Source organism: Allobosea sp. LjRoot9 (assembly GCF_964252745.1).
Classification (GTDB): Bacteria; Pseudomonadota; Alphaproteobacteria; order Rhizobiales; family Beijerinckiaceae; genus Allobosea.
In genome coordinates, this window is sequence record NZ_CAXUPC020000009.1 from 69,065 (window position 1) to 95,523 (window position 26,459).

Genomic DNA, 26,459 nt, shown 5'->3' on the forward strand with positions numbered 1-26,459 from the left:
TCTCGCGCCGTCATCCCGGGCGCAGCGAAGCGGAGACCCGGGATCCATTCCGGAACAGCTCAGGAATGGATCCCGGATCGGCGCCGCTTGCGCGGCTTGTCCGGGATGACGGCGGAGGGTGTTGTCAGGCGAAGGCCGTCACTTCACGTAGTCAAACGTCTCGATCGACTTGTCGTTGACCAGCTCCGGCTTGACCTTGGCGAACCAGTCGAGCGACTTCTCGCCGAGCGGCGTGGTCACCAGCTTGCCGGGGTAGAGCGCGATCTTGTCGTAGACCGCGAAGGGGTATTCCGGCACGCGCTTGGTCGTGCCCAGCATCTGATCCTCCAGCCCCTGATGGTCGGAGCGGATCGTGATGGTGCCGGTCAACGACTTGAACTCCAGCCCCTGGAAGGCTGCGATCACCTGCTCCTTGCTCGGCCATTTGCCGCCAGCCGCGGCTCCGGCCTTCTCATAGGCCTTCACCAGCCCGGTCACGGCCTGGTTCATGTGGAAGGTCGGATAGATCGGATAGGTGCCGGTCTTGGCCTTGTAGGCCTTCACGAAAGCCTGCATCTCGGCGGTGTTCTTGTATTTCGGATGCAGGAAATAGTGGTCGCCGCGCGAGCCGACGATGACGCCCTCCGGCAGGACGGCGCCCAGACGCTCCAGCGAGCTCTCGGCCAAAGGCAGCACGAAGGTCGACTGCTTCAGCAGCCCGCGAGCCGCCGCCTGCTGCACGAAGGTGTCGAGATCGCCGCCCCAGGAGGTCGAGATCACGACATCGGGCCGCAGCGCCGAAAGCCTGGTGATCTCGGTTGAGAAATCGGGCGCGCCGAATTTCGGGAAGAGCTCGGCGACGATCTTCACATCGGGCTTCAGCGCCTTGAGGCCGGCCTGGAGCAAGGCCCAGGATTCACGGCCCCAGGCATAGTCCTGGTTGACCACGGCGACCGTCTTGAAGTCGGGCTTCACCTTCATCAGGTAGAGCAGCGTCGCCATCATCTCGGCGCCGGCATGGCCTTGTGTGCGGACCGAGTATTTCCACTTGCCCTCTTCGAAGATGGTCTGAGTGCCGCAATCCCACATCACATTGACGACCTTGAGGTCCTCGGCGACGGGGGCAAGCGCATTGCAGGAGCCCGACGAGATCGCGCCCAGCATGATTTGCGCGCCCTGATCCTGCACGACGCGGCGATATTCGGAGATCAGCTGGTTGGTACCAGCGCCCTCATCGACATAGACCGGTTTCACCGGCACGCCCAAAATGCCGCCCTTGGCGTTGATCTCCTCGAAGAACAGATCCGCCGCGTTCTTGCCGGGCACGCCGAAGACCGAGGCCGGCCCCGACAGGAAGGTCGCGATGCCCACGACCAGCTCCTTCGGCTTCTCCTGCGCGGCGGCCGGCAATCCCAGCAGCGCCGTTGCCGCAAACAGCGCGGCCGCCAGCTTCGTCCTGACCATGTTTCTTCTCCCTGGATTCCTCATGGAACGCGCTCTTGGCGGCGCGCTGCCTGGGCCGAAGGGGCGCATGGGCGGATGAAAGCCACAAGAAGGATAAAGCGATGAAGGCCATAGCGAGAACCTATAGAACGCCGCTACCCGCCCGGATTTCGCTATGGTTCCCATCGCAAAACGCTATTTGACTTGCGGCGTCGAGATGGTCGCTTTCGGCCGTATCAAAGACAGGCCGGCTCAACGATGACGAATGCTCTCGATGGAATTCTGGTGGTGGCGCTGGAGCAGGCGGTGGCGGTGCCGACCGCAACCTGCAAGCTCGCCGATGCGGGCGCGCGCGTCATCAAGCTGGAGCGGGCCGAGGGCGATTTCGCGCGCGGCTATGACGACTACGCCCGAGGCCTGTCCTCCTATTTCGTCTGGATCAATCGCGGCAAGGAATCCTGCCGGGTCGACCTGAAGCAGCCAGACGACCGCGCCATGGTCGAGGCGATGCTGGCGCAAGCCGATGTCTTCATCCAGAATCTCGCGCCAGGCGCGACGACGCGTCTGGGCTTGGGCGCGACCGAATTGCGCCAGCGCTATCCCAGGCTGATCACCTGCGACATCTCCGGCTACGCGCCCGGCACGCCGCATCACAGCCGCAAGGCCTATGACCTGCTGGTGCAGGCGGAATCGGGGCTTTCGGCCATCACCGGAACCGAGGATTCCGGCCCCTCCCGCATCGGCGTCTCGATCGCCGACATCGCAACGGGACAGACCGCCTATGCGGCGATCCTGGAAGCACTGCTGCGGCGGGCGCGGACCGGCCAGGGCTCGGCGATCCAGCTCTCGCTGTTCGACACGCTCGGCGACCTGATGAACGTGCCTTACCTGACGCGCCGCTATGGCGGCATCGAGCCGCCGCGCGTCGGTCTCGCCCATCCCTCGATCGCCCCTTATGGCGTCTTCGCCACCGCCGACGGCAACATCCTGATCTCGATCCAGAGCGAACGCGAATGGCAGATCCTGGCGCGCGAGGTGCTGGGCAGCGAGGCGCTGGCGAGGGAGCCGCGCTACGCCAGCAATGTGCTGCGCGTGCGCGAACGCAAGGCGCTCGATGCCGCGATCGGAGCGATCCTGAGCGCGCGGCCCTTCGCCGAGGTTGCCGCCGCGCTCGACCGCCACGCCATCGCCTATGGCACGGTCTCCAGCGTCGGTGACCTGATCACGCATGTCGCGGCGACCACGCTCACGGTGGAGACACCGGCCGGCCCCGTCGAGGTGCTGGCGCCGCCGGTGATCGTCGATGGCGAACGCATCGCGATGCGGCGCGTGCCGGCGCTCGGCGAGCATGACGAGGCGTTGCGGGCCGAGTTCGGGGGCGGGCCGTCGCCCGCCAGAACCTCACCGTCATCCCGGGCAAGCGCAGCGCAGACCCGGGATCCATCGTAGGGCCAATCCTTTGACGCGTCTGGCTCTACGATGGATCCCGGATCGGCGCGGCTTCGCCGCTTGTCCGGGATGACGCAGAGGTTGGTCAGCCACAGCAGCAAGACGAGCCACGAAAGATCATGCAGCAGACTTCAGATCAGACCGATATCCGCGACGCCGTCGCGAAACTCTGCGCCGGCTTTCCCGGCGAATACTGGCGCAAGCTCGATCGCGAGATGGCCTATCCGACAGAGTTCGTCGGTGCGCTGACGCAAAGCGGCTTCCTCTCGGCGCTGATCCCGGAGGAGTATGGCGGGGCGGGCCTCTCACTCTCGGCCGCCACCGTGATCATGGAGGAGATCCAGCGCCAGGGCTGCAACGGCGCCGCCTGCCATGCGCAGATGTACATCATGGGCACGCTGCTCAGGCACGGCTCACTTGGGCAGAAGCAAAGCTATCTGCCCAGGATCGCCTCAGGTGAATTGCGCTTGCAGGCCTTCGGCGTCACCGAACCGACAAGCGGTACCGACACGACATCGCTGCGCACGACTGCGCGACGCGAGGGCGACCATTACGTCGTCAACGGCCAGAAGATCTGGACGAGCCGGGCGGCGCAATCGGACCTGATGCTGCTGCTCGCCCGCACCACCCCGCGTGAGGAGGTCGCCAAGCGTACCGACGGTCTCTCCGTCTTCGTGCTCGACATGCGCGAGGCCTTGAAGGCCGGCCTGACCATCGCGCCGATCCGCACGATGATGAACCACGCCACCACCGAGGTGTTCTTCGACAATGTCCGCGTGCCGGCGGAAAACCTGATCGGCGAGGAGGGCAAAGGTTTCCGCTACATCCTGTCGGGCATGAACGCCGAGCGCATCCTGATCGCCGCCGAATGCGTCGGCGATGCGAAATGGTTCATCGAGAAGGCCTCCGGCTACGCCAAAGAGCGCCAGGTCTTCGGCCGGCCGATCGGCCAGAACCAGGGCGTCCAGTTCCCGATCGCCAAGGCCTACGCCAATATGCGCGCAGCCGAATTGATGGTGCGCGAGGCGGTCAGGCTCTATGAGGCTGGCGAAAACTGCGGGGCGGAAGCCAACATGGCCAAGATGCTGGCGGCGGATGCCTCTTTTGAGGCGGCCAATGCCTGTATCCAGACCCATGGCGGCTTCGGCTTCGCCGAGGAATACGACATCGAACGCAAGTTCCGCGAGACCCGGCTCTACCAGGTCGCGCCGATCTCGACCAATCTGATCCTGTCCTATCTCGCCGAGCACGTGCTGGGCATGCCCAGATCATACTGACAATTCTACCAGCGAGGCCGTCTGACGCGGCCTTCTGCGCTTCCGGTGCTCACGGACGAAAGTCCGTTCCGCTCCGGTTCTCGAAAACCACGCCAGCCGACTCACGCTGGCGAATTCTCAGGATGATCTGCCGTGACCTTCGATATCGCGTCCTTGCGCAGCTGGATCGGCAAGTCGATGGAGGCGTCCGACATCGTGACGCCGCGTCTCGTGCAGAGTTTTGCGGCGACCTTCGCGCCGCATCTGGCGCCTTATCCCGAGGGCGAGGCACCGCTCGCCCTGCATTGGTGCCTGGCGCCGCCGATTTCGCCGATGAACGCGATCGGCAGCGACGGCCATGCCGCCAAGGGAGAATTCCTGCCACCGGTGCCGCTGCCGCGCCGGATGTGGGCCGGCGGGACGATCGAGACGCTCGCTCCCTTGCGCGAAGGCGATCTGGTGACGCGCCGCTCCAGCATCGCCGATATCAGCTTCAAGGAAGGCCGCACCGGGCCGCTCTGCTTCGTCGCGGTCAATCACGAGATCGTCACGGAGCGCGGCGTGGCGCTGCGCGAGCGCCACGATATCGTCTATCGCGAGGCGGCAAAACCGGGCGATCCGGCGGCTGCGCCCGCCCCAATCGAGACGCCTGCCCTAGCCGAGCCGGAAGCCGCCGATCTCGTCTGGGAGGTCGCGTCGAGCCCGGTCTTCCTGTTCCGTTATTCGGCGATCACCTTCAATAGCCACCGCATCCATTACGATCACCCCTATGTCACGAGCGAGGAAGGCTATGCCGGCCTCGTCGTGCATGGGCCGATCCAGGCGACGCTGATGCTCAACATCATCGCAACGCTCTCGGGCGGTGAGCCGATCAAGTTCGATTATCGCGGCGTCAGCCCGCTGATCGCCGGCGAGCCCTTCAAGGTGAAGGCCAGGCGGCTGCCCGATGGCGCGATCAAGGCCTGGACTGAAGGGGCGGATGGGCGCCTTCGCATGGAAGGTGTCAGCCGGGCGGGCTGACGCATCTCAGGACGGCGGAATGAAGGGCTGGGAGATCTCCTGGAACAGCGGCAGGGCTTCGTGCCGGGCGGCATGGGCGGCAAGCGCCGGGTATTCGGCCCAGGAGACCAGCCCCGGATGCGCCTCGCCCAGAAAGCGCAGCGCGACCGCAACGGCGATATCGGCATGGCCGATCCCGCCGCCGAACCAAGAGTCGCTCGGCCTGCCGGCGCGGTCGGCTTCGAGGGCGCCGAGAACGCCGAGGATCTGGACGCGGCACCTGTCGGCCCAGAGATCCGAGATCTCGCGGTGCAGCCGCAGCTCGTAGAACAGGCTAACGGCCTTGTCGGCGAGCCCCATGGCGAGCGCCGCGACCCTCACAGCGCGATGCCGGGCCGGTTCCTGCCGCGGAAACAGCGCGCGCTCGGCCGGCACGAGACTGTCGAGAAAATCGATCGCGCTCGGGCTGTCGACCAGCACCTCGCCATCGTCCAGCACCAGCGTCGGCACGCGCGTCAACGGATTATAGGTCCGGATCTTGTCGGCGTCGCCGAAGACCGACCAGGGCCGATGCTCGAAAGGCAGGCCGTAGAGCTTCAACGCAATGGCGACGCGCCGCACGAACGGAGAATCATACTGGCCAATCAGGATCATCGCGCGCCTTGTCGAATTGCCGCCTTCCGGCCGGAACAGCGTCATCTTCCACGTGTCACGCCAGCGCCGCAATGCTAGCCTTTTGTCCGCCCAACGAGATCAGGAGCCGGCTATGTCACGCGAAACGCAATTCAACCGCCGTGACACGCTGAAGGCCGGAGCCGCGATAGCCGCAAGCGCTGCCCTGCCCGCGATCGCCACCGCCCAAGCCCCGGCACGGTTGAAACTGCGCCTGCTCGAGACGACCGATCTCCACGTCAATGTCGTGCCTTACGACTATTTCCGCGATGCTGCTGACGACACGGTCGGCCTCGCCAAGACCGCGAACCTGATCAAGGTGGCCCAGGCCGAGGTCAAGAACAGCATGCTGTTCGACAATGGCGACTTCCTGCAGGGCTCTTCGCTGGGCGACTACATCGCCTACAAGAAGGGGCTGAAGGCCGGCGACACCCACCCCATGCTCGCCGCCATGAACACCCTGCCCTATACCTGCGGCACCTTCGGCAATCACGAGTTCAATTATGGGCTCGAATTCCTCGACAACGGCATCGCCAAGGCCGAGTTCCCGCTGGTCTGCGCCAATATCGAGCTGACCAGCGGCTATCCGCTGGTCGATCCCTGGCGATTGTTCGAGCAAAGCTTCGAGGATGAATCCGGCGCCCAGCATGTCCTCAAGATCGGCGTGATCGGCTTCGTGCCGCCGCAGATCATGCAATGGGACAAGGCCAATCTCGACGGCAAGCTGGTCGCGGGCGACATCGTCAATGCGGCGACGAAGCATCTGCCGGAGCTGATGAAGGCCACGCCCGACATCGTCGTGGCGCTCTGCCATTCCGGCATCGCGGGCGGCGAGCGCAAGGGCATGGAGGAGAATGCGGCGCTGCATCTGGCCAAGCTCGACGGCATCGACGTCATCCTGACCGGCCACCAGCATCTGGTCTTCCCCGGCGGCAAGGCCTTCGACGGCATTGCCGGCGTCGACAACGTCAAGGGCTCGCTGCATGGCAAGCCGGCCTGCCAGCCCGGCTTCTGGGGTTCGCATCTCGGCATCATCGACCTCGATCTCGAAAAGCGCGGCGAGCGCTGGCAGATCGCCGATTTCAAGGTCGAGCCGCGGCCGATCTACGAGCGTACGCCCGACCGCAAGATCGTGCCCAAGGCCGCAGCCGAGGCCGCCATTCTCGCCTCCGTGAAGACCGACCACGAGGCGACGCTGAGCTATATGCGCGAGCCGGTCGGCGCGACGCTCAGCCCGATCAACAGCTTCTTCGCGCTGGTCACCGACGATCCCTCGATCCAGATCGTCACCGACGCCCAGGCGGCCTATGCCAAGGGGCTGATGGCGCAGACGCCGATGAAGGCGCTGCCGATCCTCTCGGCCGCCGCACCGTTCAAATCCGGCGGGCGGGCGGGGCCGGCCTTCTTCACCGACATTCCCGCCGGGCCGTTGGCGCTCAAGAATATCGCCGACATCTATCTCTACCCGAACACCGTGCAGATCGTGAAAATCACCGGTGCGCAGGTGCGCGAATGGCTGGAGCGCTCGGCGGGCATCTTCAACCGCATCGACCCCGCCAGGACCGAGGAGCAGCCGCTGATCAACCAGGGCTTCCCGGCCTTCAATTTCGACGTGATCGACGGCGTAACCTATCACATCGATGTCACCAAGGCCTCGCGCTATGACGGCGACGGCAAGCTCGTCGCGCCCGACTCCCACCGCATCGTCGACCTCTCCTTCCAGGGCAAGCCGATCGACGAGGCAGCCGAGTTCATCGTCGTCACCAATAATTACCGCGCCTCGGGCGGCGGCAATTTCCCGGGCACCAAGACGACCGTGGTGCTGGAAGCGCCCGACCTCAACCGCGACGTGGTCGTGCGCTACATCCTGGAGAAGAAGACGATCGATCCCAAGGCCGATGGCAACTGGGCGATCGCGCCCTTGCCGGCCAGCGTCAACGCCACCTTCGTCACCTCGCCGGCTGCCGCCGGAAAGCTGCCGGCGGCGCTGAAGGCGGAGGCTGCGGGCGATGGCGGCGAGGGCTTTGCGAAGTGGCGGTTGAGGGGCTGAGCGTGAGGGCTTTTGCCGCCGCGCTCTCGTTCTGCCTGCCTCTCGCGGCGACCTGCTTTGCCCAGCAGCCCGAGGTGCTGAGTTGCATTGGCCCTTTCGCCCGCAGCGCCAACGAGGCGGCGCTGGTCAAGGCGTTCGGACAGCAGAATGTCGCGCGCGCCGAGATCGATGTCGGCGAGGGCATGACCGAAGCGGGAACGATCGTCTATCCGCGCGACCGGAAACGGCGGCTCCAGGTACTCTGGCACGACAGCAAGGCGCGCAGCCGGCCTGCCTCGATCAGCATCCCACTGGGCGCCATCTGGCGTATCGATGTGCCCGGCGCGCAGCCTTCGATCCGCCAGGGCATGACGCTTGCCGAGGTGGAAGCCGCGAATGGCCGCCCCTTCGAGATTCTGGGCTTCGGCTGGGACCGGGGCGGCCATGCCGGGGACTGGAAAGGCGGCCGCCTCGCCAAGCCCGACGGTGGCTGCGAATTATCGCTCCGGTTCGATCCCGAGCCCGGCTTCCTGGCAATGGAGGCGATTTCGGGCGACAGGCCGTTCAGTTCGGCCGACGCACGGATGCGGGCGGTGAAGCCGGTCGTCGTCGAGGTCCGGCTGAACTGGCCGTGAGAGCGAGTTAGGGTGTTGTCCCGCTAGCTCACGCGCGGCACGCTACTGCTCGGATGAGCCCAAGGACTTGTGAGCCCAAAGACTTGTGGCCCAAGCACTTCTGAGCCCAAGCACTTGCCGCATCTCCTGCGAGCCAGCATGCTCCTGAAAAAATCGGGAGGACCACATGCTGCGGATCATCTTGGCCATCATGACGCTTCTATCGGGACTGGCGGGCGACGCCATGGCGCAATCGGGCACTCTTGCCTGGAAGACGAGTTGGGTCGCCTCCGCGCAAGGCCCCTACCCCATCGGCAACCCTTCAGCCCAACCCGACCAGCGCTTCGCCTTTCCCGATCCGGCTGCAGGCGCGAACGATCAGAGCTTTCGCCTGATCCTGCGCCCGAGCCTATGGGGGCGACAGGCCCGGATCCGCCTGACCAATGCCTTCGGCACGAGGCCCGTGACCTTCGACGATGTCCATATCGGGCTCCAGCTCGGCTCGGCCGCGCTCGTTCCCGGCAGCAATCGGCCCGCAACCTTCGCCGGCAAGGCCTCGGTGACGCTCGAGCCCGGTGCATCGGCCTGGAGCGACCCAGTCGAGCTGCCCTTCGCGAGCGATCCGGCCTCGCCGCTGTTGCAGGGCCGCAAGCTCGCGGTCTCCTTGCATGTCACGGGCGAAAGCGGCCCGATGACCTGGCACGCCAAGGCGCTGCAGACCTCCTATGTCACCGCGCCGCGCGCCGGGGCCAAGGGCGCCGACGAAGGCGAGGACGCGTTCATCCATCCCACCGCCTCCTGGTTCTTCGTCGATGCGCTCGACATGCAGGCGCCGGCCGACACGCCAGTGGTCGTCGCCTTCGGCGATTCGATCACGGACGGCACGGCCTCGACCATGAACGGCGACGATCGCTGGCCCGACGTGCTGGCGCGCCGGCTCTCCCGACATTTCGGCGTGAACCGCGTCGCCGTGGTGAATGCCGGCATCGGCGGCAACCAGATCGCGGGACCGGCCGAGTATTCGCCGGCCAAGCCCTTTCCGGGCGGCCCGGCCGCAATCCAGCGGCTGGAGCGCGACGTGCTCTCGCTCTCGGGCGTCACCAGCCTGATCTGGCTGGAAGGCATCAATGATTTCAGCAAGAACGGCAACGCAGCGACGGAATCCGTTCAGAACGCCATGCGCGACGGCATCGCCAAGCTGCGGGCGCGCGGCATCCGCGTGGTGGGGGCGACGGTCGTATCGGCCCTCGGCAGTACGAGCGCGGCCCATGGCCACCCCGAGCAGGACGAGAAGCGCAAGGCCCTGAACGCCTTCATCCGCAGCCCGGGCAGCTTCGACGCCGTGGTCGATTTCGACGTGGCGACGCTCGATCCCGCGACCGGTGGCCTCAAACCCGCCTTCGTGCCGGAAGCGACGACGGGCGGGCCGGGCGACAAGCTCCACCCCAATCGGACAGGCTACCAGGCGATGGGCTTCGCCATCGATCCCGCAGTGGTCGTGCCGGGGCTGAAACGGCAGCCATAGCCGCCTCCGTCGAGGCCGCGCCCGGGCGCGGCAACATGAGCAAAGTTTAACTTTCAAAGCATGGTCGCCCAACTTAGTTTGGAACAATTCCAAAATATGAAGGCGACCTGCTTCATGACGTTAGCTTCACCCAAGATCGAGACAGCACCCGCCTATGACCGCGTCGCGCGCGGGCTGCATTGGTCGATGGCGCTGCTGATCGTCGTCACCTTCATTCTGGGCCTTGTCGTCGACGCCTTTCCGAAGAGCTGGGAGCACGGAATCGTCGAGACCCACAAGGTGATCGGCATCACCATCCTGGCCCTGGTCCTGCTGCGGATCTTTTGGCGACAAGGCCATCGCCCAGCACCCTCGAACGAGCTTTCGCCGCTGGTCGAACGTGCCTCCGGGCTCGGCCATTTCGGCCTCTACGTGCTGATGTTCGCCGTGCCGGCGATCGGCCTCGGCTATGCGATCATGCGCGGACAGGGGCTGGATTTCGGTCTCTTCGCAATCCCGCCCTTCGCACCGCCGGTCGACCGTGCGCTGTCGCGGCCCGTCCGCGAAATCCACGAATGGGCGGCCTATGCGTTGATCGGCCTCGCCGCCGTGCATGCGCTGGCGGCGCTCTGGCACCATCTCGTCCGCAAGGATGGCGTGCTGCGCAGGATGCTGCCGTAAGCGCGGGCGAGACGTCGCCCCCCGGAGACGACGGCGCCCTTAAACGCCGCCCGCGACATTGGCCGCCGCCATCAGGCGCATCCGGGTCAGCCTGCCCCGGCTCTCGACCAGGGCATCGGCGAGGGCTGCCGCCGGGCCGCGCAGGACGCGCGCCGAGCCGACCACGACGAACTCGACCTGGCCGAGCGCCGGCAGGCCGCTGGCGGCCGATACATCGGTGAGGCCCTGCGGCATCAGCCGGCGCGAATGCGGCATCACGCCGAGACCGGCAAAGACAGCGGCACCAAGCCCGCTCAGGCTGCCCGAGGTGCAGGCAATGCGCCAGGAACGGCCGGCGCGGTCGAGCGTCGCGATGGCGATCTCGCGCGTGACGCTGGGCGGCGGATAGAGCACGAGCGGCACGGGCTGCTCCGGGTCGAGCGCCTGCCCCGCCCCGACCCAGGCGAGATCGTCACGCAGCACCGAGCGGCCACGGCCATCCCCCTCGCGGCGCTTGCAGAAGATCAGGTCGAGCGCACCGTGGTCCAGCGTCTCATAGAGCGTTTCGCTCAACCCCACGGTCAGTTCGAGATCGACGAGGGGATGACCACGCACGAAATCGCGCAGCAGATCGGGCAGGCCCGACAGCACGAAATCCTCCGAGGCGCCGAAACGCAGCCTCTCGCGCGTCTTGGCACCGGTGAAGTAGCTCCTGGCCTGCATGTCTGCATCGAGGATACGGCGGGCGAAGCCCAGCATCGCATCGCCATCGACGGTGGTTTCCAGCGAATGCGTGTCGCGGCTCAGGAGCCTGCGGCCGGCCGCCTCCTCCAAGCGCCGGACATGGTGGCTGACGGTCGGCTGGCCGAGATTGAGGCGCGCGGCCGCGCGGGTGAAGCCGCCCTCCTCCACCACCGCGATGAAGCTGCGCAGCAGGACGGGGTCGAAAGGGTGCGGCATGGCCATCGCCTTCATTGCGAAACGCAATGACAATTAGCATATCATGTGGCGTTCCGTCATAGGCCGAAACGCGGGATATAGCGGCTCCCAATCATGGAGTGCTCCCGATGCGATCCCTGCTCGCCCGCTTCGCGCCAGACCCTTACATCATGGCGCTGCTCGGCACGGTCGCCTTCGCCTCCGTCCTGCCGGCCCATGGCGAGGGCGCGCATGTCGTCGGCCTCGTCACCAACCTCGCCATCGGCCTGCTATTCTTCCTCTATGGCACGCGGCTCGCGCCCAGCGCCGCGCTGGAGGGCTTGCGCCACTGGCGGCTGCACAGCCTCGTGCTGGCGGCGACCTTCCTCGCCTTCCCGGCGATCGCCCTGCTCCTGCGCCTGTTGATGCCGTCCCTGCTGACGCCCGGCCTGTGGACGGGATTGATCTTCCTCTCCGTGCTGCCTTCCACCGTGCAGTCCTCGATCGCCTTCACCTCGATCGCCGGCGGCAATGTGCCGGCGGCGCTCTGCGCGGCCTCGGCCTCCAACCTCATCGGCATCGTGATCACGCCGCTGCTGGCGGCGCTGCTCCTGACCACGCAGGGGCACGGTTTCCAGGCCGGCGCCGTCGGCGACATCCTGGTGCAATTGCTGCTGCCCTTCGCCGCCGGCCAGCTGCTGCGGCCCTGGATCGGCGGCTGGATCGCCAGCCACAAGCGCATGCTCGGCTTCGTCGATCGCGGCTCGATCCTGCTCGTCGTTTACACCGCCTTCAGCGAGGGTGTGACCCAGGGCATCTGGCATCAGCTCGATCTGGAGCAGCTCGGCGCCCTGGTCCTGGTCAATGTGCTGCTGCTCGCGACCGTGCTCGCCGGCACCCGCCTGCTGTCGCGCGCACTCGGCTTCTCCCGGCCCGACGAGATCACCATCGTCTTCTGCGGCTCGAAGAAGAGCCTGGCGAGCGGCCTGCCGATGGCGAGCATCCTCTTCGCCGGCCAGTCGGTGGGGCTGATCGTGCTGCCGCTGATGCTGTTCCACCAGATCCAGCTCATCGCCTGCGCCGTGCTGGCGAAGCGCTATGCCGCGGCGAACGCGCCGGCGTCTGTGTTGGCAGGCAGCGAGGCGGTGGCGCGAAGCTGACGCGTCAAGGAGCCTCTTTCGGAGGCTGCACTGGAAAAGAAACCGGCTCCAGCCGCCTCACCCTTCCACCAGCCTGCGCGCGATCACCTGCGCCTGGATTTCCGCCGCGCCCTCGAAAATGTTGAGGATGCGTGCGTCGCAGAGCACACGGCTGATCGGGTATTCCAGCGCGAAACCGTTGCCACCATGGATCTGCAGCGCGTTGTCGGCTGCGGCCCAGGCGACACGGGCGCCCAACAGCTTGGCCATGCCGGCCTCGAGATCGCAGCGGCGCTCGGCGTCCTTCTCGCGGGCGGCGAAATAGGTGAGCTGGCGAGCGATCAGGATCTCGACCGCCATCATGGCGAGCTTGTCGGCAACGCGCGGGAAGGCGATCAGGGGCTTGCCGAACTGGATGCGATCCTGGGCGTATTTCAGGCCGAGATCGAAGGCCGATTGGGCGACGCCGACGGCCCGCGCCGCCGTCTGGATGCGGGCAGCCTCGAAAGTCTGCATGAGCTGCTTGAAGCCCTGCCCCTCGACGCCGCCGAGCAGGTTTTCCGCCTTCACCTCGAAGCCGTCGAAGGCGAGCTCGTACTCCTTCATGCCGCGATAGCCGAGCACCTCGATCTCGCCGCCGGTCAGGCCTGCAACCGGGAACGGGTCTTCGTCCGTACCGCGCGGCTTCTCGGCGATCAGCATGGAGAGGCCGCGATAGCCGGCCGCATCCGGGTCGGTGCGCACCAGCAGCGTCATGATGTCGGCGCGGACGGGATGAGTGATCCAGGTCTTGTTGCCCGAGACCTTCCAGACAGCCGCATCCCCCTGGCCATGCTTCACCGCCTTGGTGCGCAGGCTGGCAAGGTCCGAGCCGGTGTTGGGTTCGGTGAAGACGGCAGTCGGCAGCACCTCGCCGGCAGCGAGCCTGGGCAGCCACTTCTGCTTCTGTGCGTCCGTGCCGCCGCAGAGGATGAGTTCGGCTGCGATCTCGGAACGCGTGCCGAGCGAACCGACGCCGATATAGCCGCGAGACAACTCCTCCGAGACGACGCACATCGAGACCTTGGAGAGGCCCATGCCGCCGAACTCCTCGGGGATGGTCAGGCCGAAGACGCCGAGCTCGGCCATCTTCTCGACGACCGGCATCGGGATATAGTTGTTCTCAAGGTGCCATTCATGCGCGTGGGGCGTCACCTCGGCGGCGCAGAAGCGGCGCATCTCGCTGCGGATCGCTTCAAGCGTCTCGTCGAGACCGGGGTCGCCGACGCTGATCAGACCGTGATCCTGGCTGAACAGCGAAACGAGGCGGGCGCGGTTCTCGGGCGTGTTGCCTTCCGCGATCAGCGTCTCGGCCGCATCCGAGCGGGCAGCGGTGATCGCCTTGGCCGGGAGCCCGAGCGCGCCGAGCCGCACGATCTCACCCTGGCTCATCGGGATGCCGCCGAAGATCTGGGCGGCATATTCGCCGGCACCGATGCGGATGGCGTAGTCCTCGGTCGCGCCGTAGCGGCCCTCGGCCTGGAGGCGCTCGCCATAGGCCTTCATCTCGCGCAGCGCCATGACATAGGTCGCAAGCCAGGAGAGACCGTGAGCGGCGTGCTGTTCGGCTTCGAGCTTCGCTGAGGAAATCTTGCCGTCGCTCGTGACCTTCTGGCGCACGGCCGCGATCGCCTGCTCCAACAGCGTCTCGAAGCCAGGCAGGGCCGCAGCGATCAGGCTGATCGCGCTGTCGGGCACCTCGGATGTGGCGGCAGCGTTCGCGCTCATGATTTCTCTCCCTTTGTTGCGACGCAGCATAGGGCGAGTTTTCAAAAATCAGAAATGCCTCTTTGGGCGAAAGGCCGCGTCGCCCCGGCTATTTGCGGCTCGCCAGCACGACGCCCACAACCGTCACCACCACGCCGGCGATCTGAACCGGCGACAGCGCCTCGCCGAAAAGAATCCAGGCTTCGCCCGCTACCAGAACCGGTACGAGATAGAGGAAGGTCGAGACGCGCGAGATCGCGCCGCGCCGGATCATCAGCAGATAGAGCCCGACGCCGCCGAGCGAGAGCGCCAGCACGGACCAGGCCAGCACCAGGATCATGGTGAGGTTCCACTCGATGCGCATCGGCTCCAGCGCATAGGCGAAGGGCAGCGTCACGACGAAGGCGGTGGCGTATTGCACGGCCGTGACCGTGCGCAGATCGCCCGAGACGATGCGGGCCTTCTGGTAGAAGGACCCGAAGGTCACCGCGAGCATGGCGAGGACATTGATTGCAACCGGCAGCACGATGCCCAAGAGTGCCGCGGGTTCTACACCGACAAGCTTGGGCTCGAGCACCAGCGCGATACCGAGGAAGCCGCAGAGGATGCCGACCCAGCGGATCGGCGATATCCGCTCGCCTACGAGCGCCGGCGCGAACAGCGCGGTCAAAATCGGCTGGAGGCCTGCGATCAGGCCGGAAATGCCGGTCGGCAGACCGTTGCGGATCGCCCACCACAGGCCACCGAGATAGGCTGCGTGCAGCAGGACACCTGTGACGATGCAGTCGATGATGGCGCGCCGGCCCTTGGGCCAAGGCGCGCGCAGCGCAAAGGCAAGCCCCGCAAGCAGCACGCCGGCGCAGGCGAAGCGAACGGCCAGGAAGGTCAGCGCATCCGCATAGAGCGCCGAATAGCCGGCGACGACCCAGCCTGACGACCAGAGGAAGGTGAAGATGACCGGCGTGAACCGCAGGAACAGGGGGGAAGAGAGCATGGGAACCGGCTTTCGGATGCCAGCCTGATAAAGCGGACGGCCCGGCCTGTCGCCCCATGCTGACGCGCACGAGCCATGTGCCCCATCGGGGCCGGTGGCGCTATCGCCCGATAATTGAGTTGGGCCACCCGATGCAGCGCGCCGTAGCAGCAGAGCCTGGAGAAGCAGAATCTGGCCTCAACCTGCCTTCGCGCTCTGCTTTTGGCCAGTTCGTCTCCAGGCCTCCATCGCCAGCAGCAGAGCCAGCGGCCAGACCATCGGGCGGAACATGAAATGGGCGTGGACGATGGTGTGGTGCACGAAGGCCAGGTACCAGGCCGGCATGATCGCGCAGGCAACCAGCAACAGCCCTGCCCTCATGCGCTCCACCGCTTCTGAACAGCGCCGGAGCAACAATCCCTGACGTAAGCCAAGTAGCAAGGGGGCGAGCGCCACCAGGAGAAGCCCCAGCTCGACCGAGCCGAAGGCCAGAAACTGCGAGAAATAGAAAACCTTCGACAGGGCATAGAGGTAGCTGAACAGAAAGCTCGATCTGATCGCATCCGGATCGATGCCAAGACGAGCCAGCCTCGCCGCATTCTCAGGCGCCACCTCCCAGCCGGCGCTGCTCATATGGGCGCCGATCTGCTGCCCGAAGAGCGTCAGTTCCGGCAACCCCCAGATCACTGCCACCGCCGCCATCTTGAAGGCAAAGCACAGGACGATCGCAGCCGTGAAGGAGACGGTTCCGATGCACAGCCTTCGCCATATCGCGCGCGGATCGACGGCATCATCGAAGAGGACGACGGCAAAGATCAGGATGAGGCCGCTGGGGCTTCCGCCGGTCAGGAACTCGAACATCGCGGTCAATGCGCCAAACAGGGCGGCAGCGGTCGCGAATTCGAGTTCCGACAACGCCGATGGCGGGCGCAGATAGAAGAACAGCAGGAAGCCGACCAGGACGAGGTCCGCCGGTGCGAAGGAGAAAGACCAACCAAAAACCGGCAGCGCATAGAACAGCAGCAATGTCAGCGCCAGGACGGCATAGGCACAGTCCCGTCCAGCCGTTCCCGGCCGGCGCACGGCGTTGCGCAGCGCCAGAAGCGCCAGCCCGACGAGGCCCGCCACGAGCAGGATCAGCAGCAGATTCGTCGCATAGGCGAAGGGCAGAACCGCCAGGAGCAGCTTGGCCAGAACCCAGTCGCCATGCAGGTAGCGATGATAATAGCCCACTGGCACATCGGCGGCCGGCTCGATCGCCAAAGCGAGATCGCGGCACTGCACATAAGGCGGATAGCCCGACGGCGCTTCTCCGGACCAGGGCGCATCCAGGCTCGGCACGCGCGGTGACAGCGCCCGGCGAAAGATGTCGTCCTCCTGCGGCAGGACAAGCATCGACAAGATCAGGCAATCGTTGAAATTATGGATGGAGACGCGGCTGGCCCGCGCCAGCGGCAGGGCGACGCCACGCGTCAATGCGCCGGAGGCGACCGCCTCCGCGACGCGACCTCGATAATGCTGCCGCTCGCCGAATGCGCTCGCAAGGCTCGCCGCATAGAATGTCAGCAGGGTCGCCAGGACGACGAGCAGGATGCGCAAGGCCAATGCCAGCACAGGCGCCGGCTGTGTATCGATCGCCCTGCCCGGCTCCGATCGCGCCCCATCATGCCCTTGCGCCGAGGCGGCAGGAGGCCGTCCGGACAAGCCGGTCCCAAGGTCGCCGCTCAATGTCGTTCTGCTCCTGGCCGTTCTGCGCCCGGCTGTTCTGCGCCCGGCCCCTGAAACCAGATAAAAACACGCAACATGACAGCCCCGAAAATGCGCGGATTCGACGCCATTCAGCGCCATGTGCAGGGACAAAACGCGATCAGCTCATCATGCTTCCCACGACCCGGCGCGCGAACATGCCCCGTGCGGAAACGAGGACTTGGTCCGTCAGCCTCAACGCTGCCAGCGAATTCTCGCCCCCACCAACCAGCGCTCATCATGCTCACCATGACTGCAATCCCTTCGGCCCTTCGCGGCGATGGCAGCCCGATACAACACGCCAGCGATGCGCGTGATGTCCAAAATGGAATCGGAATGTTTCTGCCGGCGACCGGCCATGCCATCCAGAGATGTCCGGCGTCGCTTGCGATCGCAGTGCTGATCCCTTGCCATAACGAGGCGCTGACGATCGCCGCCGTGGTGCGGAGCTTCCAGGAGAGCCTGCCGGGGGCCGCGATCTATGTCTACGACAACAATTCCAGCGACGGCACTGCCGAGGCCGCGCGGCAGGCGGGAGCGGTCGTCCGCAGCGAGCGCCGGCAAGGCAAGGGTTATGTCGTGCGGCGCATGTTCAGCGATGTCGAGGCCGACATCTATCTGCTGGTCGATGGCGATGCGACCTATGAGGCGCAGGCCGCGCCAAAGCTCGTGGCGGAACTTCTCGCGGGCCCCTACGACAAGGTCAACGGCGCGCGGGTCCATCACCGGCGCGACGCCTATCGCCGCGGCCATGTGCTCGGCAACAAGGTTTTGACCGGCCTCGTCTCGCGGATATTCGGCGCCCATAGCCGCGACATGCTGTCAGGCTACAAGGTGCTTTCGCGCCGCTTCGTGAAGTCCTTCCCCGCCACCAGCAACGGTTTCGAAATCGAGACCGAGCTTCTGGTTCATGCGCTCGACCTCGACGTGCCGATGTCCGAGATCGAAACGCTCTACACGGAGCGGCCGGCCGGCTCGGAAAGCAAGCTTTCGACCTTCAAGGACGGTTTCCGGATCTTCGGCCTGATCCTGCATCTGGTGCGCGATCTGCTGCCGCTCCAGTTCTTCACCCTGATCGGCGCGCTCTTCGTGCTATCCTCGATCGGGCTCGGTATCCCCGTGATCGTCGCCTTCATCGAGACCGGCTGGGTCATGCGCCTGCCGACCGCCGTTCTCTCCGTCGGCTTGATGATCGCGGGCCTGCTCGCCTTCGTGACCGGCTTGATTCTCGACAGCGTCGCGCGAGGACGACGCGAGACAAAGCTCATCGCCTATCTCGGCCACCCGGCCGCCGGCTGCTGAGGCGATGCCGCCTGCATTGTCCGGACGCTTTCCGCGTTTCCTCGGTGTTGGAGCCGTCGGCTTCCTCGTCGATGGCGGCGTCTTCATCGTCGCCGTCGAGGGGCTGTTGCTCGGGCCGATCACGGCGCGGGTCCTGGCCTTCCTGGCCGCTGCATCCTTCACCTGGGCGATGAACCGCCGCTTCACCTTCGCCGACCGCGCCTCCAGCCGGCCCGCCGCCGAGCTTGGGCGCTACACGCTCTCGAGCCTTGCGGCCGGCGCCGTCAATCTGATGGCCTACACGGCCATCGTCCTTATTCTCGGCTCAGCCAGGCCTATTCCCTATGTCGCGCTCGCCGCAGGCGTCGGCGCTGGCCTGATGCTCAACTTCGCGCTCTATGACCGCGTCGTCTTCCGCAGGGATGCGCAGGGCCGGGATATCGAGGACAAGGACGCGGCGTAACAGCCTCACCCCGCCAGCGCCTCCGCCACATCCTCATAGGTCCGCAGGCCCGTGCGCGGCGCTGTCACCAGCACCGCCATATTGCCCGGCGCATGCTCGTTCTTCCACATCTTCTGATGGGCGAGTGGGATCTTGTCCCAGGGGAAGACCTCGGACATGCAAGGGTCAACGCGGCGGTCGAGCACAAACTGGTTCGCCGCACTCGCCTGTTTGAGATGGGCGAAATGCGAGCCCTGCACGCGCTTCTGCCGCATCCAGACATAGCGGGCGTCGAAGGTGATGTTGAAGCCCGAGGTGCCGGCGCAGAACACGATCATGCCGCCGCGCTTGGCGACGAGACATGAGACCGGGAAAGTCGCCTCGCCGGGATGCTCGAAGACGATATCGACATCCTTCTTGCCCGTGATGTCCCAGATCGCCTTGCCGAACTTGCGGGCCTCCTTGGTCCAGTCGTTGTATTCGGGGCTGTTGACCTTGGGCATCTGGCCCCAGCAGTTGAAATCCTTGCGGTTGATCACGCCCTTGGCGCCGAGGCCGAGCACATAGTCGCGCTTGCTCTCGTCCGAGATCACGCCGATCGGATTGGCGCCGGACGCCGCACAGAGCTGAACGCCGAAGACGCCGAGACCGCCCGACGCACCCCAGATCAGCACATTGTCGCCGGGCTTGATGGTGTGGGGAGCGTGGCCGAAGAGCATGCGATAGGCGGTTGCGAGCGTCAGCGTGTAGCAGGCGGCCTCCTCCCAGGCCAAATGCTTGGGCTTCTGCATCAGCTGGCGCGACTGCACCCGGCAGAACTGGGCGAAGGAACCATCCGGCGTCTCATAACCCCAGATGCGCTGGGATGAGGAGAACATCGGGTCGCCGCCATTGCACTCCTCGTCGTCGCCGTCATCCTGGTTGCAATGGACGATGACCTCGTCGCCGACCTTCCAGCGCTTCACCTTGGTGCCGACAGCCCAGACAATGCCGGAGCAATCCGAACCCGCGACATGGTGGGGCGCCTTGTGCACGTCGAAGGGCGAGATCGGCTGGCCCAGCCCCGCCCAGATGCCGTTATAGTTGACGCCGCCAGCCATCACGAGCAGTAGCACCTCCTCCTCGCCGATCTCCCAGGTCGGGATCACCTCGATCTGGAAACTCTCGATCGGTGGCCCGTGGCGCTCGCGCCGGATGGTCCAGGCGTACATATTGGCCGGCACATGGCCGAGCGGCGGCAGTTCGTTCAGTTCGTAGAGATCCTTGAGCGCGGCCTGCGGCTTGGACATCGTCGTCTCCCTGTTCTTGTTCGCCGGCGGCTTATCGCGCGCGCTCGACTGCTCCCTTGGCTAGGCAGGCGATGATGCCGCGTCATGCTGCGCTGCGCCATCCCCCTAAGGAATTATACCGCAGCGCAAAACGAATCGCATTTTCACCGGGTCCGCTGCTTGCCGCACTTTGATTTGGCATCGGCTTGTTCCGAAAACCGGTTCCCACTTTTCGAGCCGATGCCCTAGCATCGCTCGATCGCCAACAGGATTCGTCGCGATGCGCGCCCTTTTTCTGATGCTCGGCCTGCCCGATATAGCGACGCCGCAAATGCTCGTCCTGATCGCCGTCATCGTCACTGCGGCGTTCGCGCTGGCCTGGATCGCCGACGCCCTTCTCGGCGATGGCGGCTTCGGCGTCTTCTTCAACGCCGTGATCCTGCTCATCGGCGCCTTCATCGGCGCGCTGATCTGGAAGCGCCTGGGCTATGCGATCGGCACCAGCCCGCAAGCCACTGCCGCCATCGTCGCCACCGGCGCGGGCATGGCGCTGCTGCTGATAGGCGGCACGCTGCGGCGCTGGATGTAGCCGGCCGCCAGGAAAAACAGCCCTCATCCTGAGGAGCCGCGAAGCGGCGTCTCGAAGGATGCTCCAGATGGTTCCGGAGCCTCCTGGAGCACCCTTCGAGACGCGGGCTGCGCCCGCTCCTCAGGATGAGGGCTGAGACAGGGAACGATAGACAGCCGGATTCTCGCCGCTCAGGCCGGTTTGTACGCCGCCAGCATGTAGTTGACGTCGGTGTCGCGCGCCGCCGACCAGCGGTCGGCGAGCGGGTTGTAGACCACGCCGGTGCTCTCGCCGAGATCGAGCCCCCCGGCCTCGATCGCCGCGCCGAGCTCGTCGGGCGTCACGAACTTGTTCCAGTCATGCGTGCCGCGCGGCAGCCAGCGCAGCACATATTCCGCACCGACGATGGCGAGCGCGTAGGATTTCAGTGTGCGGTTCAGCGTCGCCATCACCAGGAGGCCGCCGGGCTTCACCGCCTGGCAGCAGGCCGCCACGAAAGCCTCGACATCGGCGACATGCTCGACGACCTCCATCGCCAGCACGATGTCGAAGGTCGCGCCCTCCGCAACCAGCGCCTCGATCGTCTCCTGGCGATAATCGATCGCAAGCCCGCTCTTCCCGGCATGGGCGCGCGCCACAGTGACATTGGTCGGCGCCGGATCGAGCCCGGTCACTTGCGCGCCCAGCCGCGCCAGGGGCTCGGAGAGCACGCCGCCGCCGCAGCCGATGTCGACCAGGGTCAGGCCGTCCAGCGCCGTCAGCGTCCTGGGATCACGAGAGAACTTGGGATCACGCGAGAACCGCGCGCAGGCCAGGTCGCGAACGAAGCCCAATCGCACCGGATTGAACTTGTGCAGCACCGCCATGGGCCCCTTCGGGTCCCACCAGGTCTTGGCGATGGCCTCGAAACGCGCGACCTCGGCAGGGTCGATCGTCGAGCCGTCGCGCTGAGCCGTCGCCGCCATGGCTTTATTCCTTCTTGATCAGAAGCCGGTTGCTTCGCATTGACAGTCCGGCCGCCGCCCGTCATCTACACCGGCCTCGCGTAGGGCGCGAGGGTGACCTTTCGTCCCGGCTCGTCCGGGACTGTTGATTTGAGAGCCTCTGGACCGCCATGGCCCGTCTGGTGATGAAATTCGGCGGAACCTCCGTCGCCACTGTCGAGCGCATCAAGAACGCCGCCCGTCACGTCAAACGCGAGTTCGACGCCGGCCATGAGGTCGCTGTCGTGGTCTCGGCGATGTCCGGCAAGACCAACGAATTGGTCGGCTGGTGCAAGGAGGCCTCGGCGCTCTACGATCACGCCGAATACGATGTCGTCGTCGCCTCGGGCGAGCAGGTGACTTCGGGCCTGATGGCGATCGTGCTTCAGGAACTCGGCCTGCCCGCGCGCTCCTGGCAGGGCTGGCAGATCCCGATCTACGGCTCGGACGCGCATGGCTCCTCGCGGATCGAAGCGGTCGAGCCCGCCGGCATCCTCGCCGGCTTCGACCGCAATCGCGAAATCGCGGTCTGCTCGGGCTTCCAGGGCGTGCACGCCTTGACCAACCGTATCGTCACGCTGGGACGCGGCGGCTCCGACACCAGCGCGGTCGCTCTTGCCGCCGGGCTGAAGGCCGATCGCTGCGACATCTACACCGATGTCGACGGCGTCTACACCACCGATCCGCGCGTCGTGCCCAAGGCCCGGCGCATGGACAAGGTCTCCTTCGAGGAAATGCTGGAGATGGCCTCGCTCGGCTCCAAGGTGCTGCAGGTGCGCTCGGTCGAGATCGCCATGGTCCAGCGCGTGCCGACCTATGTACGCTCCTCATTCGACGACCCCGACAATCCGAAATCTGGTACTCTTATCTGCGACGAGGACGACATCGTGGAACAGCAGATCGTCACCGGCATCGCGTTTTCGCGCGACGAAGCCCAGCTCACGCTCCGGCGCGTCGCCGACAAGCCCGGCGTGGCCGCGGCGATCTTCGGCCCGCTCGCCGATGCCAACATCAATGTCGACATGATCATCCAGGTCGTCTCCGACGATCAGGCGACGACCGACATCACCTTCACAGTGCCAACCGCCGATTACGAGCGGGCAAAGACGCTGCTGGAAAGCCGCCACGCCGACATCGCCTATCAATCGCTGCAGGGCGCGACCGACGTGGTCAAAATCTCGGCGATCGGCGTCGGCATGCGCAGCCATGCCGGCGTCGCCGCGCGCGCCTTCCGGGCACTGGCCGAGAAGGGCATCAACATCCGCGCGATCACGACCTCCGAGATCAAGTTCTCGGTGCTGATCGACGCCGCCTATACCGAGCTTGCGGTGCGCACGCTGCACTCCCTCTACGGGCTCGACGCCGCGTAAGCCGCGCGGGCTAGGCGGCGTCGGCACGAGCGGCGCCTAGCCTTCCCCGCCTGGGCCGTTCAGGTGCAGCGCGAAGCCGTTCGCATCCGGATCGCCCAGATCTGGGCGGAGATTCATGCTCGGGACCAGATAGTCGCCGCCATTCTGCTGCCGATAGGGGATGGTCGGGGTGGTCGCGAGAGTCCGCATTCTCTCGCGCAGGCTCTCGGCAACGGACTCGAAGCCGGCCTCATCGAAACGATCTACTCTGTAGGCCACGAACGGCGGGAGCACGTCGTAGCCCGGATAATAGAGGATCCCGTGATTGATCGGGAACAGCAGATCGTCGATCGGCCCGTTGATCCCGCGGGGGGCGTAATGCTCCTCCCAACCGCCGGCGGTCACGACCAACATTGCGCGTTTCCCCGCGAGGGTTCCCTCACCGTAGCGGTCACCCCATCGCTGATCGCTGTGCTCGCCGACGCCATAGGCAAAGCCGTAGGCGAACACCCGGTCGACCCAGCCCTTGAGGATCGCCGGCATGGCGAACCACCAAAGGGGGAACTGGAGGATCAAGGTATCCGCCCACAGGAGCTTCTCGATTTCGGCTTTGACATCGTCAGTCAACGTGTTCGTGTCGAAGGCCTTTTTGGAAGCTGCGACCGGTATGAACCGTCCGTCCGGCGCCAGCGAGGGGAAGTCGGCACGGTCCACCTCGGATTTCCAGCCGTCAGCGTAAAGGTCTGAAATCCGCACCTCATGGCCCTGGGCCTTAAGCTCCTCGATGGCGACGTCGCGCAACGCGCCGTTAAGCGAACGCGGCTCGGGATGGGCGAAGACAAGCAGGATTTTCATGGGTGGGGTTTTCATGGGCGGCGTTTTCATGGGTCGATGATCCCGTGGGTTGATTGGCATTCAGGTAGCCAGAGCCCATGCGATCCGTTAGATGTCGATAATGCATAAGATTATGCCATATAATGGATAGATCTGACGTCACGCTCGAACGCATGCGCAGCTTCATCCGCGTCGCCGAGCGCGGCAGCCTGTCGGCGGTCGCACGCGAACTTAGGGTCGGGCAGTCGACGATCACCCGGCATCTGCGCGAGCTCGAGGAGGCCGTCGGCGTGCCGCTTCTCAGCCGGACCACCCGGCGCGTCACGCTGACCGATGAAGGCGGCCGCTACTATGCCGACTGCGTCCAGATCCTGCGCCTGGTCGAGCAGGCCGGCGACGAGGCGCGGGGCACGCGCGGCGCACCAGTCGGCACGATCCGGATCTCCTGCACCGCGGCGTTCGGGGTCTTGCACGCCAGCCGGCTGATCTTCGCGTTCCAGGATCGTTATCCCGAGATCGGGGTCGATCTCAACCTCACCGACGAACGCGTCGACCTCGTCCGGGAAGGCGTCGATATCGCGCTGCGCCTGGGCCCGCTCAGCGACAGCTCGATGAAGCTCAGGGTTCTCGGCCAATGCCGGCGCCTGCTGGTGGCGGCGCCGGATTATCTGGCGGTGCGCGGACGGCCGACCGTCCCGCAGGATCTCTCCGGCCATGAAGGCATCCGGATGTCGAATGTGGCGGGCAGCGATACGCTGACCCTGCAAGGGCCGGACGGCGCGCGCCATGTCGTACCCCTCAGCGGGCGTTTCCGGGTCGACCACGGGCTTGCCGCGCGTGAGGCCCTCGCCGCCGGGCGCGGCATCGGCCCAACCCATCAATGGCTGGTCGGCGATCTCCTGGCGGCCGGCAGGCTCGAGGCGGTCCTGCCCGACTACACGCTGCCTTTCGTTCCGCTGAGCCTGCTGATCGTGCCCGAGCGCGCCGGCATCGCCCGCGTCCGGCTACTGGTCGACTTCCTCGCCGAGCAGATCGGCGGCATTCCGGGGATCGAACGGCCCCGACCATAGCGTTGGACGCAACGTCCTCCCGGAGCCCATGTTCATTTATTGGCGCGCCGCAGCTTAAAATACGTGCAGGCAAGCGCCGGGATTCATTAAGATTTTGATGGGATTGTCTTGAGGGGGCAAACGTTCAGGCTGCAGCATTCCTTGGACCGTAATCCGAAAACCGATTCATCGGGAGTGAAGCCTGTCGCCATCACCGGCACAGCCGTCGAGCGTCTCCTGCTTGCATCCGGCGTCGACGACCAGGCCCGCGTGATCGCCCGCTCCCTGCTGCCGACACTCTCCGCCAAGGCCGGCGATGCCTGCCACGCCTATTGCGACCATCTCGAGCGCTCGGTCGCCGACATGAAAGCCCATGTCGCCGAGCACCGGCAGGCGGTCGTCCAGGCCGAGGAACAGCACCTCAAGACCTTGTTCGGCGGCGAGTTCGGCGAGGACTACGTCGCCTCCCTGAACAAGGCGGCCCTGACCGAATTCGGCGACGCGCTCGGCATCCGCACGCGGCTGGGCACGACGCTGCGATTGATCGATCCGCTCTTCAAGGAAATCGGCCGCCGCCGGCGCTTCAGCAGCCGCAAGGCGATCGAGGAATGCGCCGCCCTGACCCGGCTGATCCTCTGCGACGCCATCGCCGCGACCTCCTGTCATCAACGGGCGAGCCGCATCAACCTGACGCAGCGCGAGAACCAGCTCCATCTGGCCGCCTCGTCCTTCCAGAACAACATCGTCCAGCTCTCGGAGAGCCTGAAGACCGCGGCGACCACCTTGAGAAACTATGCCGCAACCAGCCATTACCGCAGCGGCCAGGCGGACCGGGAAGCCACGCTTGCAGAGGATGCCGCGCGCGACTGCACCCAGCGCATCACCAGCACGGTGACGGCGACGAATGATCTGGTGCAGGCGCTCGACCATGTCAGCAGCGAGGCGCAGCAGAGCTTCTCGATCACCGGCCAAGCCGTCGCCGATACGCGCGAGGTCACCGCGTCGATCACCGTGCTGGCCGAGGCTGCCGGCCGAATCGGCTCGATCGTGACCCTGATCCAGCAGATCGCGACCAAGACCAACCTGCTCGCCTTGAACGCCACCATCGAGGCGGCGCGCGCCGGCGAGGCCGGCAAGGGCTTCGCGGTCGTCGCCGGCGAGGTCAAATCGCTGGCGCATCAGACCGCCAGCGCCACCGCCGAGATTTCGACGCAGATCGCGCAAGTGCAGTCGGCGACCGAATCCTGCGTCAGCCATGTGAACTCGATCGGCCTGACCATCGCCCGGCTGGAGGAATCCTCTGCCTCGATCGCCCAGACAGTCCAGCAGCAATCGGCCGCCACGAACGAGATGGCCGTCAATACGCAGGAAGCCGCCACCAGGACGCAGGAAGGCCTGCTCTCGGCCCAGGCCGCGCGGATGTCGATCGGCGACGTCACCAAGATGTCGATCGAGCTCGACAGCGCCGCCGTCCAGGTCGAGGCCTCGGCCGGGATGATCAGCGACCTCGTCACGCATTTCCTGTCGAACCTGCGTGCAGCCTGAGGCTGGAGAATTT

The 26,459-nt window shown here is 65.7% G+C and carries 23 protein-coding genes; 14 read left to right on the top strand and 9 right to left on the bottom strand.

The features are described 5' to 3' along the window. Positions 1–138 precede the first annotated feature (138 nt). Positions 139–1,443, bottom strand: coding sequence for an ABC transporter substrate-binding protein (locus ACSQ3P_RS25880; RefSeq protein WP_436168338.1), 1,305 nt, complete (start codon positions 1,441–1,443; stop codon positions 139–141). Positions 1,444–1,680: 237 nt separating this feature from the next. Between ACSQ3P_RS25880 and ACSQ3P_RS25885 the strand changes: the two genes are divergently transcribed. The 3 genes from ACSQ3P_RS25885 to ACSQ3P_RS25895 all read left to right on the top strand — a co-directional run bounded on the left by ACSQ3P_RS25885 (position 1,681) and on the right by ACSQ3P_RS25895 (position 5,147). Further along, positions 1,681–2,871, top strand: coding sequence for a CaiB/BaiF CoA transferase family protein (locus tag ACSQ3P_RS25885; RefSeq protein WP_436168339.1), 1,191 nt, complete (start codon positions 1,681–1,683; stop codon positions 2,869–2,871). Between the two features lie 119 nt (positions 2,872–2,990). Next, positions 2,991–4,148, top strand: coding sequence for an acyl-CoA dehydrogenase family protein (locus ACSQ3P_RS25890; RefSeq protein WP_436168340.1), 1,158 nt, complete (start codon positions 2,991–2,993; stop codon positions 4,146–4,148). A gap of 132 nt (positions 4,149–4,280) precedes the next feature. Continuing rightward, complete coding sequence (locus ACSQ3P_RS25895; RefSeq protein ID WP_436168341.1) at positions 4,281–5,147, top strand: FAS1-like dehydratase domain-containing protein; 867 nt, start codon at positions 4,281–4,283, stop codon at positions 5,145–5,147. 6 nt (positions 5,148–5,153) lie between these two features. On the opposite strand, the gene ACSQ3P_RS25900 is transcribed toward ACSQ3P_RS25895, so the two are convergent. Further along, positions 5,154–5,780: a glutathione S-transferase family protein gene (locus ACSQ3P_RS25900; protein WP_436168459.1), complete on the bottom strand. Its 627-nt coding sequence runs from the start codon at positions 5,778–5,780 to the stop codon at positions 5,154–5,156. A gap of 112 nt (positions 5,781–5,892) precedes the next feature. Between ACSQ3P_RS25900 and ACSQ3P_RS25905 the strand changes: the two genes are divergently transcribed. The 4 genes from ACSQ3P_RS25905 (at position 5,893) to ACSQ3P_RS25920 (ending at position 10,626) form a co-directional block, all read left to right on the top strand. Then, the gene (locus ACSQ3P_RS25905; protein ID WP_436168342.1) at positions 5,893–7,848 is read left to right on the top strand and encodes a bifunctional 2',3'-cyclic-nucleotide 2'-phosphodiesterase/3'-nucleotidase; all 1,956 of its coding nucleotides are present in this window, start codon (positions 5,893–5,895) and stop codon (positions 7,846–7,848) included. Positions 7,849–7,850: 2 nt separating this feature from the next. Next, on the top strand, positions 7,851–8,462 hold the full coding sequence (locus ACSQ3P_RS25910; RefSeq protein ID WP_436168343.1) for a hypothetical protein: 612 nt from the start codon (positions 7,851–7,853) through the stop codon (positions 8,460–8,462). A 166-nt stretch (positions 8,463–8,628) separates the two neighbouring features. Next, the gene (locus ACSQ3P_RS25915) at positions 8,629–9,966 is read left to right on the top strand and encodes a GDSL-type esterase/lipase family protein (protein WP_436168344.1); all 1,338 of its coding nucleotides are present in this window, start codon (positions 8,629–8,631) and stop codon (positions 9,964–9,966) included. A gap of 114 nt (positions 9,967–10,080) precedes the next feature. Continuing rightward, positions 10,081–10,626 carry a cytochrome b gene (locus ACSQ3P_RS25920; protein WP_436168345.1) on the top strand — a complete coding sequence of 182 codons (546 nt, stop codon included), beginning with the start codon at positions 10,081–10,083 and terminating at the stop codon, positions 10,624–10,626. A gap of 39 nt (positions 10,627–10,665) precedes the next feature. On the opposite strand, the gene ACSQ3P_RS25925 is transcribed toward ACSQ3P_RS25920, so the two are convergent. After that, a complete protein-coding gene (locus ACSQ3P_RS25925) occupies positions 10,666–11,565 on the bottom strand; it encodes a LysR substrate-binding domain-containing protein (protein WP_436168346.1) in 900 nt (299 codons plus the stop codon). 107 nt (positions 11,566–11,672) lie between these two features. On the opposite strand from ACSQ3P_RS25925, the gene ACSQ3P_RS25930 reads away from it, so the two are divergent. Then, positions 11,673–12,683 (top strand): bile acid:sodium symporter family protein, encoded by a 1,011-nt coding sequence (locus ACSQ3P_RS25930; RefSeq protein ID WP_436168347.1) that lies wholly within the window; start codon positions 11,673–11,675, stop codon positions 12,681–12,683. Positions 12,684–12,740: 57 nt separating this feature from the next. On the opposite strand, the gene ACSQ3P_RS25935 is transcribed toward ACSQ3P_RS25930, so the two are convergent. The 3 genes from ACSQ3P_RS25935 to ACSQ3P_RS25945 form a co-directional block, all read right to left on the bottom strand. After that, positions 12,741–14,429 (bottom strand): acyl-CoA dehydrogenase family protein, encoded by a 1,689-nt coding sequence (locus tag ACSQ3P_RS25935; RefSeq protein ID WP_436168348.1) that lies wholly within the window; start codon positions 14,427–14,429, stop codon positions 12,741–12,743. An 88-nt stretch (positions 14,430–14,517) separates the two neighbouring features. Continuing rightward, complete coding sequence (locus ACSQ3P_RS25940) at positions 14,518–15,402, bottom strand: DMT family transporter (RefSeq protein WP_436168349.1); 885 nt, start codon at positions 15,400–15,402, stop codon at positions 14,518–14,520. A 177-nt stretch (positions 15,403–15,579) separates the two neighbouring features. After that, a complete protein-coding gene (locus tag ACSQ3P_RS25945) occupies positions 15,580–17,109 on the bottom strand; it encodes a hypothetical protein (RefSeq protein ID WP_436168350.1) in 1,530 nt (509 codons plus the stop codon). A gap of 354 nt (positions 17,110–17,463) precedes the next feature. On the opposite strand from ACSQ3P_RS25945, the gene ACSQ3P_RS25950 reads away from it, so the two are divergent. Beyond that, a complete protein-coding gene (locus ACSQ3P_RS25950) occupies positions 17,464–18,429 on the top strand; it encodes a glycosyltransferase family 2 protein (RefSeq protein WP_436168351.1) in 966 nt (321 codons plus the stop codon). Positions 18,430–18,433: 4 nt separating this feature from the next. Continuing rightward, a complete protein-coding gene (locus ACSQ3P_RS25955) occupies positions 18,434–18,871 on the top strand; it encodes a GtrA family protein (protein ID WP_436168352.1) in 438 nt (145 codons plus the stop codon). Positions 18,872–18,876: 5 nt separating this feature from the next. Here the strand turns inward: ACSQ3P_RS25955 and ccrA are convergent, their stop codons facing one another. Continuing rightward, a complete protein-coding gene (gene ccrA / locus ACSQ3P_RS25960; protein WP_436168353.1) occupies positions 18,877–20,139 on the bottom strand; it encodes a crotonyl-CoA carboxylase/reductase in 1,263 nt (420 codons plus the stop codon). A gap of 259 nt (positions 20,140–20,398) precedes the next feature. On the opposite strand from ccrA, the gene ACSQ3P_RS25965 reads away from it, so the two are divergent. Then, entirely contained in the window at positions 20,399–20,707 is a 309-nt protein-coding gene (locus tag ACSQ3P_RS25965; protein ID WP_436168354.1) for a hypothetical protein, read from the top strand. Between the two features lie 170 nt (positions 20,708–20,877). On the opposite strand, the gene ubiG is transcribed toward ACSQ3P_RS25965, so the two are convergent. Beyond that, on the bottom strand, positions 20,878–21,651 hold the full coding sequence (ubiG, locus tag ACSQ3P_RS25970) for a bifunctional 2-polyprenyl-6-hydroxyphenol methylase/3-demethylubiquinol 3-O-methyltransferase UbiG (RefSeq protein ID WP_436168355.1): 774 nt from the start codon (positions 21,649–21,651) through the stop codon (positions 20,878–20,880). A gap of 149 nt (positions 21,652–21,800) precedes the next feature. On the opposite strand from ubiG, the gene ACSQ3P_RS25975 reads away from it, so the two are divergent. After that, the gene (locus ACSQ3P_RS25975; RefSeq protein ID WP_436168356.1) at positions 21,801–23,039 is read left to right on the top strand and encodes an aspartate kinase; all 1,239 of its coding nucleotides are present in this window, start codon (positions 21,801–21,803) and stop codon (positions 23,037–23,039) included. Positions 23,040–23,075: 36 nt separating this feature from the next. Here ACSQ3P_RS25975 and ACSQ3P_RS25980 read toward each other — a convergent pair whose 3' ends face one another. Next, on the bottom strand, positions 23,076–23,873 hold the full coding sequence (locus ACSQ3P_RS25980) for an NAD(P)H-dependent oxidoreductase (protein WP_436168460.1): 798 nt from the start codon (positions 23,871–23,873) through the stop codon (positions 23,076–23,078). 122 nt (positions 23,874–23,995) lie between these two features. Here ACSQ3P_RS25980 and ACSQ3P_RS25985 point away from each other — a divergent pair, with 122 nt between their 5' ends. Together ACSQ3P_RS25985 and ACSQ3P_RS25990 are read left to right on the top strand one after the other, a co-directional pair. Continuing rightward, positions 23,996–24,922, top strand: coding sequence for a LysR family transcriptional regulator (locus ACSQ3P_RS25985; protein ID WP_436168357.1), 927 nt, complete (start codon positions 23,996–23,998; stop codon positions 24,920–24,922). Between the two features lie 174 nt (positions 24,923–25,096). Then, positions 25,097–26,446, top strand: a complete 1,350-nt coding sequence (locus ACSQ3P_RS25990) for a methyl-accepting chemotaxis protein (RefSeq protein ID WP_436168358.1) — start codon at positions 25,097–25,099, stop codon at positions 26,444–26,446. Positions 26,447–26,459 lie beyond the last annotated feature (13 nt).

Excerpts from the sequence above, each read along its gene's own strand:
- ACSQ3P_RS25955 (WP_436168352.1), top strand. The coding sequence starts at position 18,434 with ATGCCGCCTGCATTGTCCGGACGCTTTCCGCGTTTCCTCGGTGTTGGA.
- ACSQ3P_RS25890 (WP_436168340.1), top strand. The coding sequence starts at position 2,991 with ATGCAGCAGACTTCAGATCAGACCGATATCCGCGACGCCGTCGCGAAA.
- ACSQ3P_RS25880 (WP_436168338.1), bottom strand. The coding sequence starts at position 1,443 with ATGGTCAGGACGAAGCTGGCGGCCGCGCTGTTTGCGGCAACGGCGCTG.
- ubiG (WP_436168355.1), bottom strand. The coding sequence starts at position 21,651 with ATGGCGGCGACGGCTCAGCGCGACGGCTCGACGATCGACCCTGCCGAG.
- ACSQ3P_RS25940 (WP_436168349.1), bottom strand. The coding sequence starts at position 15,402 with ATGCTCTCTTCCCCCCTGTTCCTGCGGTTCACGCCGGTCATCTTCACC.
- ACSQ3P_RS25925 (WP_436168346.1), bottom strand. The coding sequence starts at position 11,565 with ATGCCGCACCCTTTCGACCCCGTCCTGCTGCGCAGCTTCATCGCGGTG.
- ACSQ3P_RS25885 (WP_436168339.1), top strand. The coding sequence starts at position 1,681 with ATGACGAATGCTCTCGATGGAATTCTGGTGGTGGCGCTGGAGCAGGCG.
- ACSQ3P_RS25985 (WP_436168357.1), top strand. The coding sequence starts at position 23,996 with ATGGATAGATCTGACGTCACGCTCGAACGCATGCGCAGCTTCATCCGC.
- ACSQ3P_RS25930 (WP_436168347.1), top strand. The coding sequence starts at position 11,673 with ATGCGATCCCTGCTCGCCCGCTTCGCGCCAGACCCTTACATCATGGCG.
- ACSQ3P_RS25935 (WP_436168348.1), bottom strand. The coding sequence starts at position 14,429 with ATGAGCGCGAACGCTGCCGCCACATCCGAGGTGCCCGACAGCGCGATC.
- ACSQ3P_RS25900 (WP_436168459.1), bottom strand. The coding sequence starts at position 5,780 with ATGATCCTGATTGGCCAGTATGATTCTCCGTTCGTGCGGCGCGTCGCC.
- ACSQ3P_RS25915 (WP_436168344.1), top strand. The coding sequence starts at position 8,629 with ATGCTGCGGATCATCTTGGCCATCATGACGCTTCTATCGGGACTGGCG.
- ACSQ3P_RS25905 (WP_436168342.1), top strand. The coding sequence starts at position 5,893 with ATGTCACGCGAAACGCAATTCAACCGCCGTGACACGCTGAAGGCCGGA.
- ACSQ3P_RS25965 (WP_436168354.1), top strand. The coding sequence starts at position 20,399 with ATGCGCGCCCTTTTTCTGATGCTCGGCCTGCCCGATATAGCGACGCCG.
- ACSQ3P_RS25980 (WP_436168460.1), bottom strand. The coding sequence starts at position 23,873 with ATGAAAATCCTGCTTGTCTTCGCCCATCCCGAGCCGCGTTCGCTTAAC.
- ACSQ3P_RS25950 (WP_436168351.1), top strand. The coding sequence starts at position 17,464 with ATGTTTCTGCCGGCGACCGGCCATGCCATCCAGAGATGTCCGGCGTCG.
- ccrA (WP_436168353.1), bottom strand. The coding sequence starts at position 20,139 with ATGTCCAAGCCGCAGGCCGCGCTCAAGGATCTCTACGAACTGAACGAA.
- ACSQ3P_RS25920 (WP_436168345.1), top strand. The coding sequence starts at position 10,081 with ATGACGTTAGCTTCACCCAAGATCGAGACAGCACCCGCCTATGACCGC.
- ACSQ3P_RS25975 (WP_436168356.1), top strand. The coding sequence starts at position 21,801 with ATGGCCCGTCTGGTGATGAAATTCGGCGGAACCTCCGTCGCCACTGTC.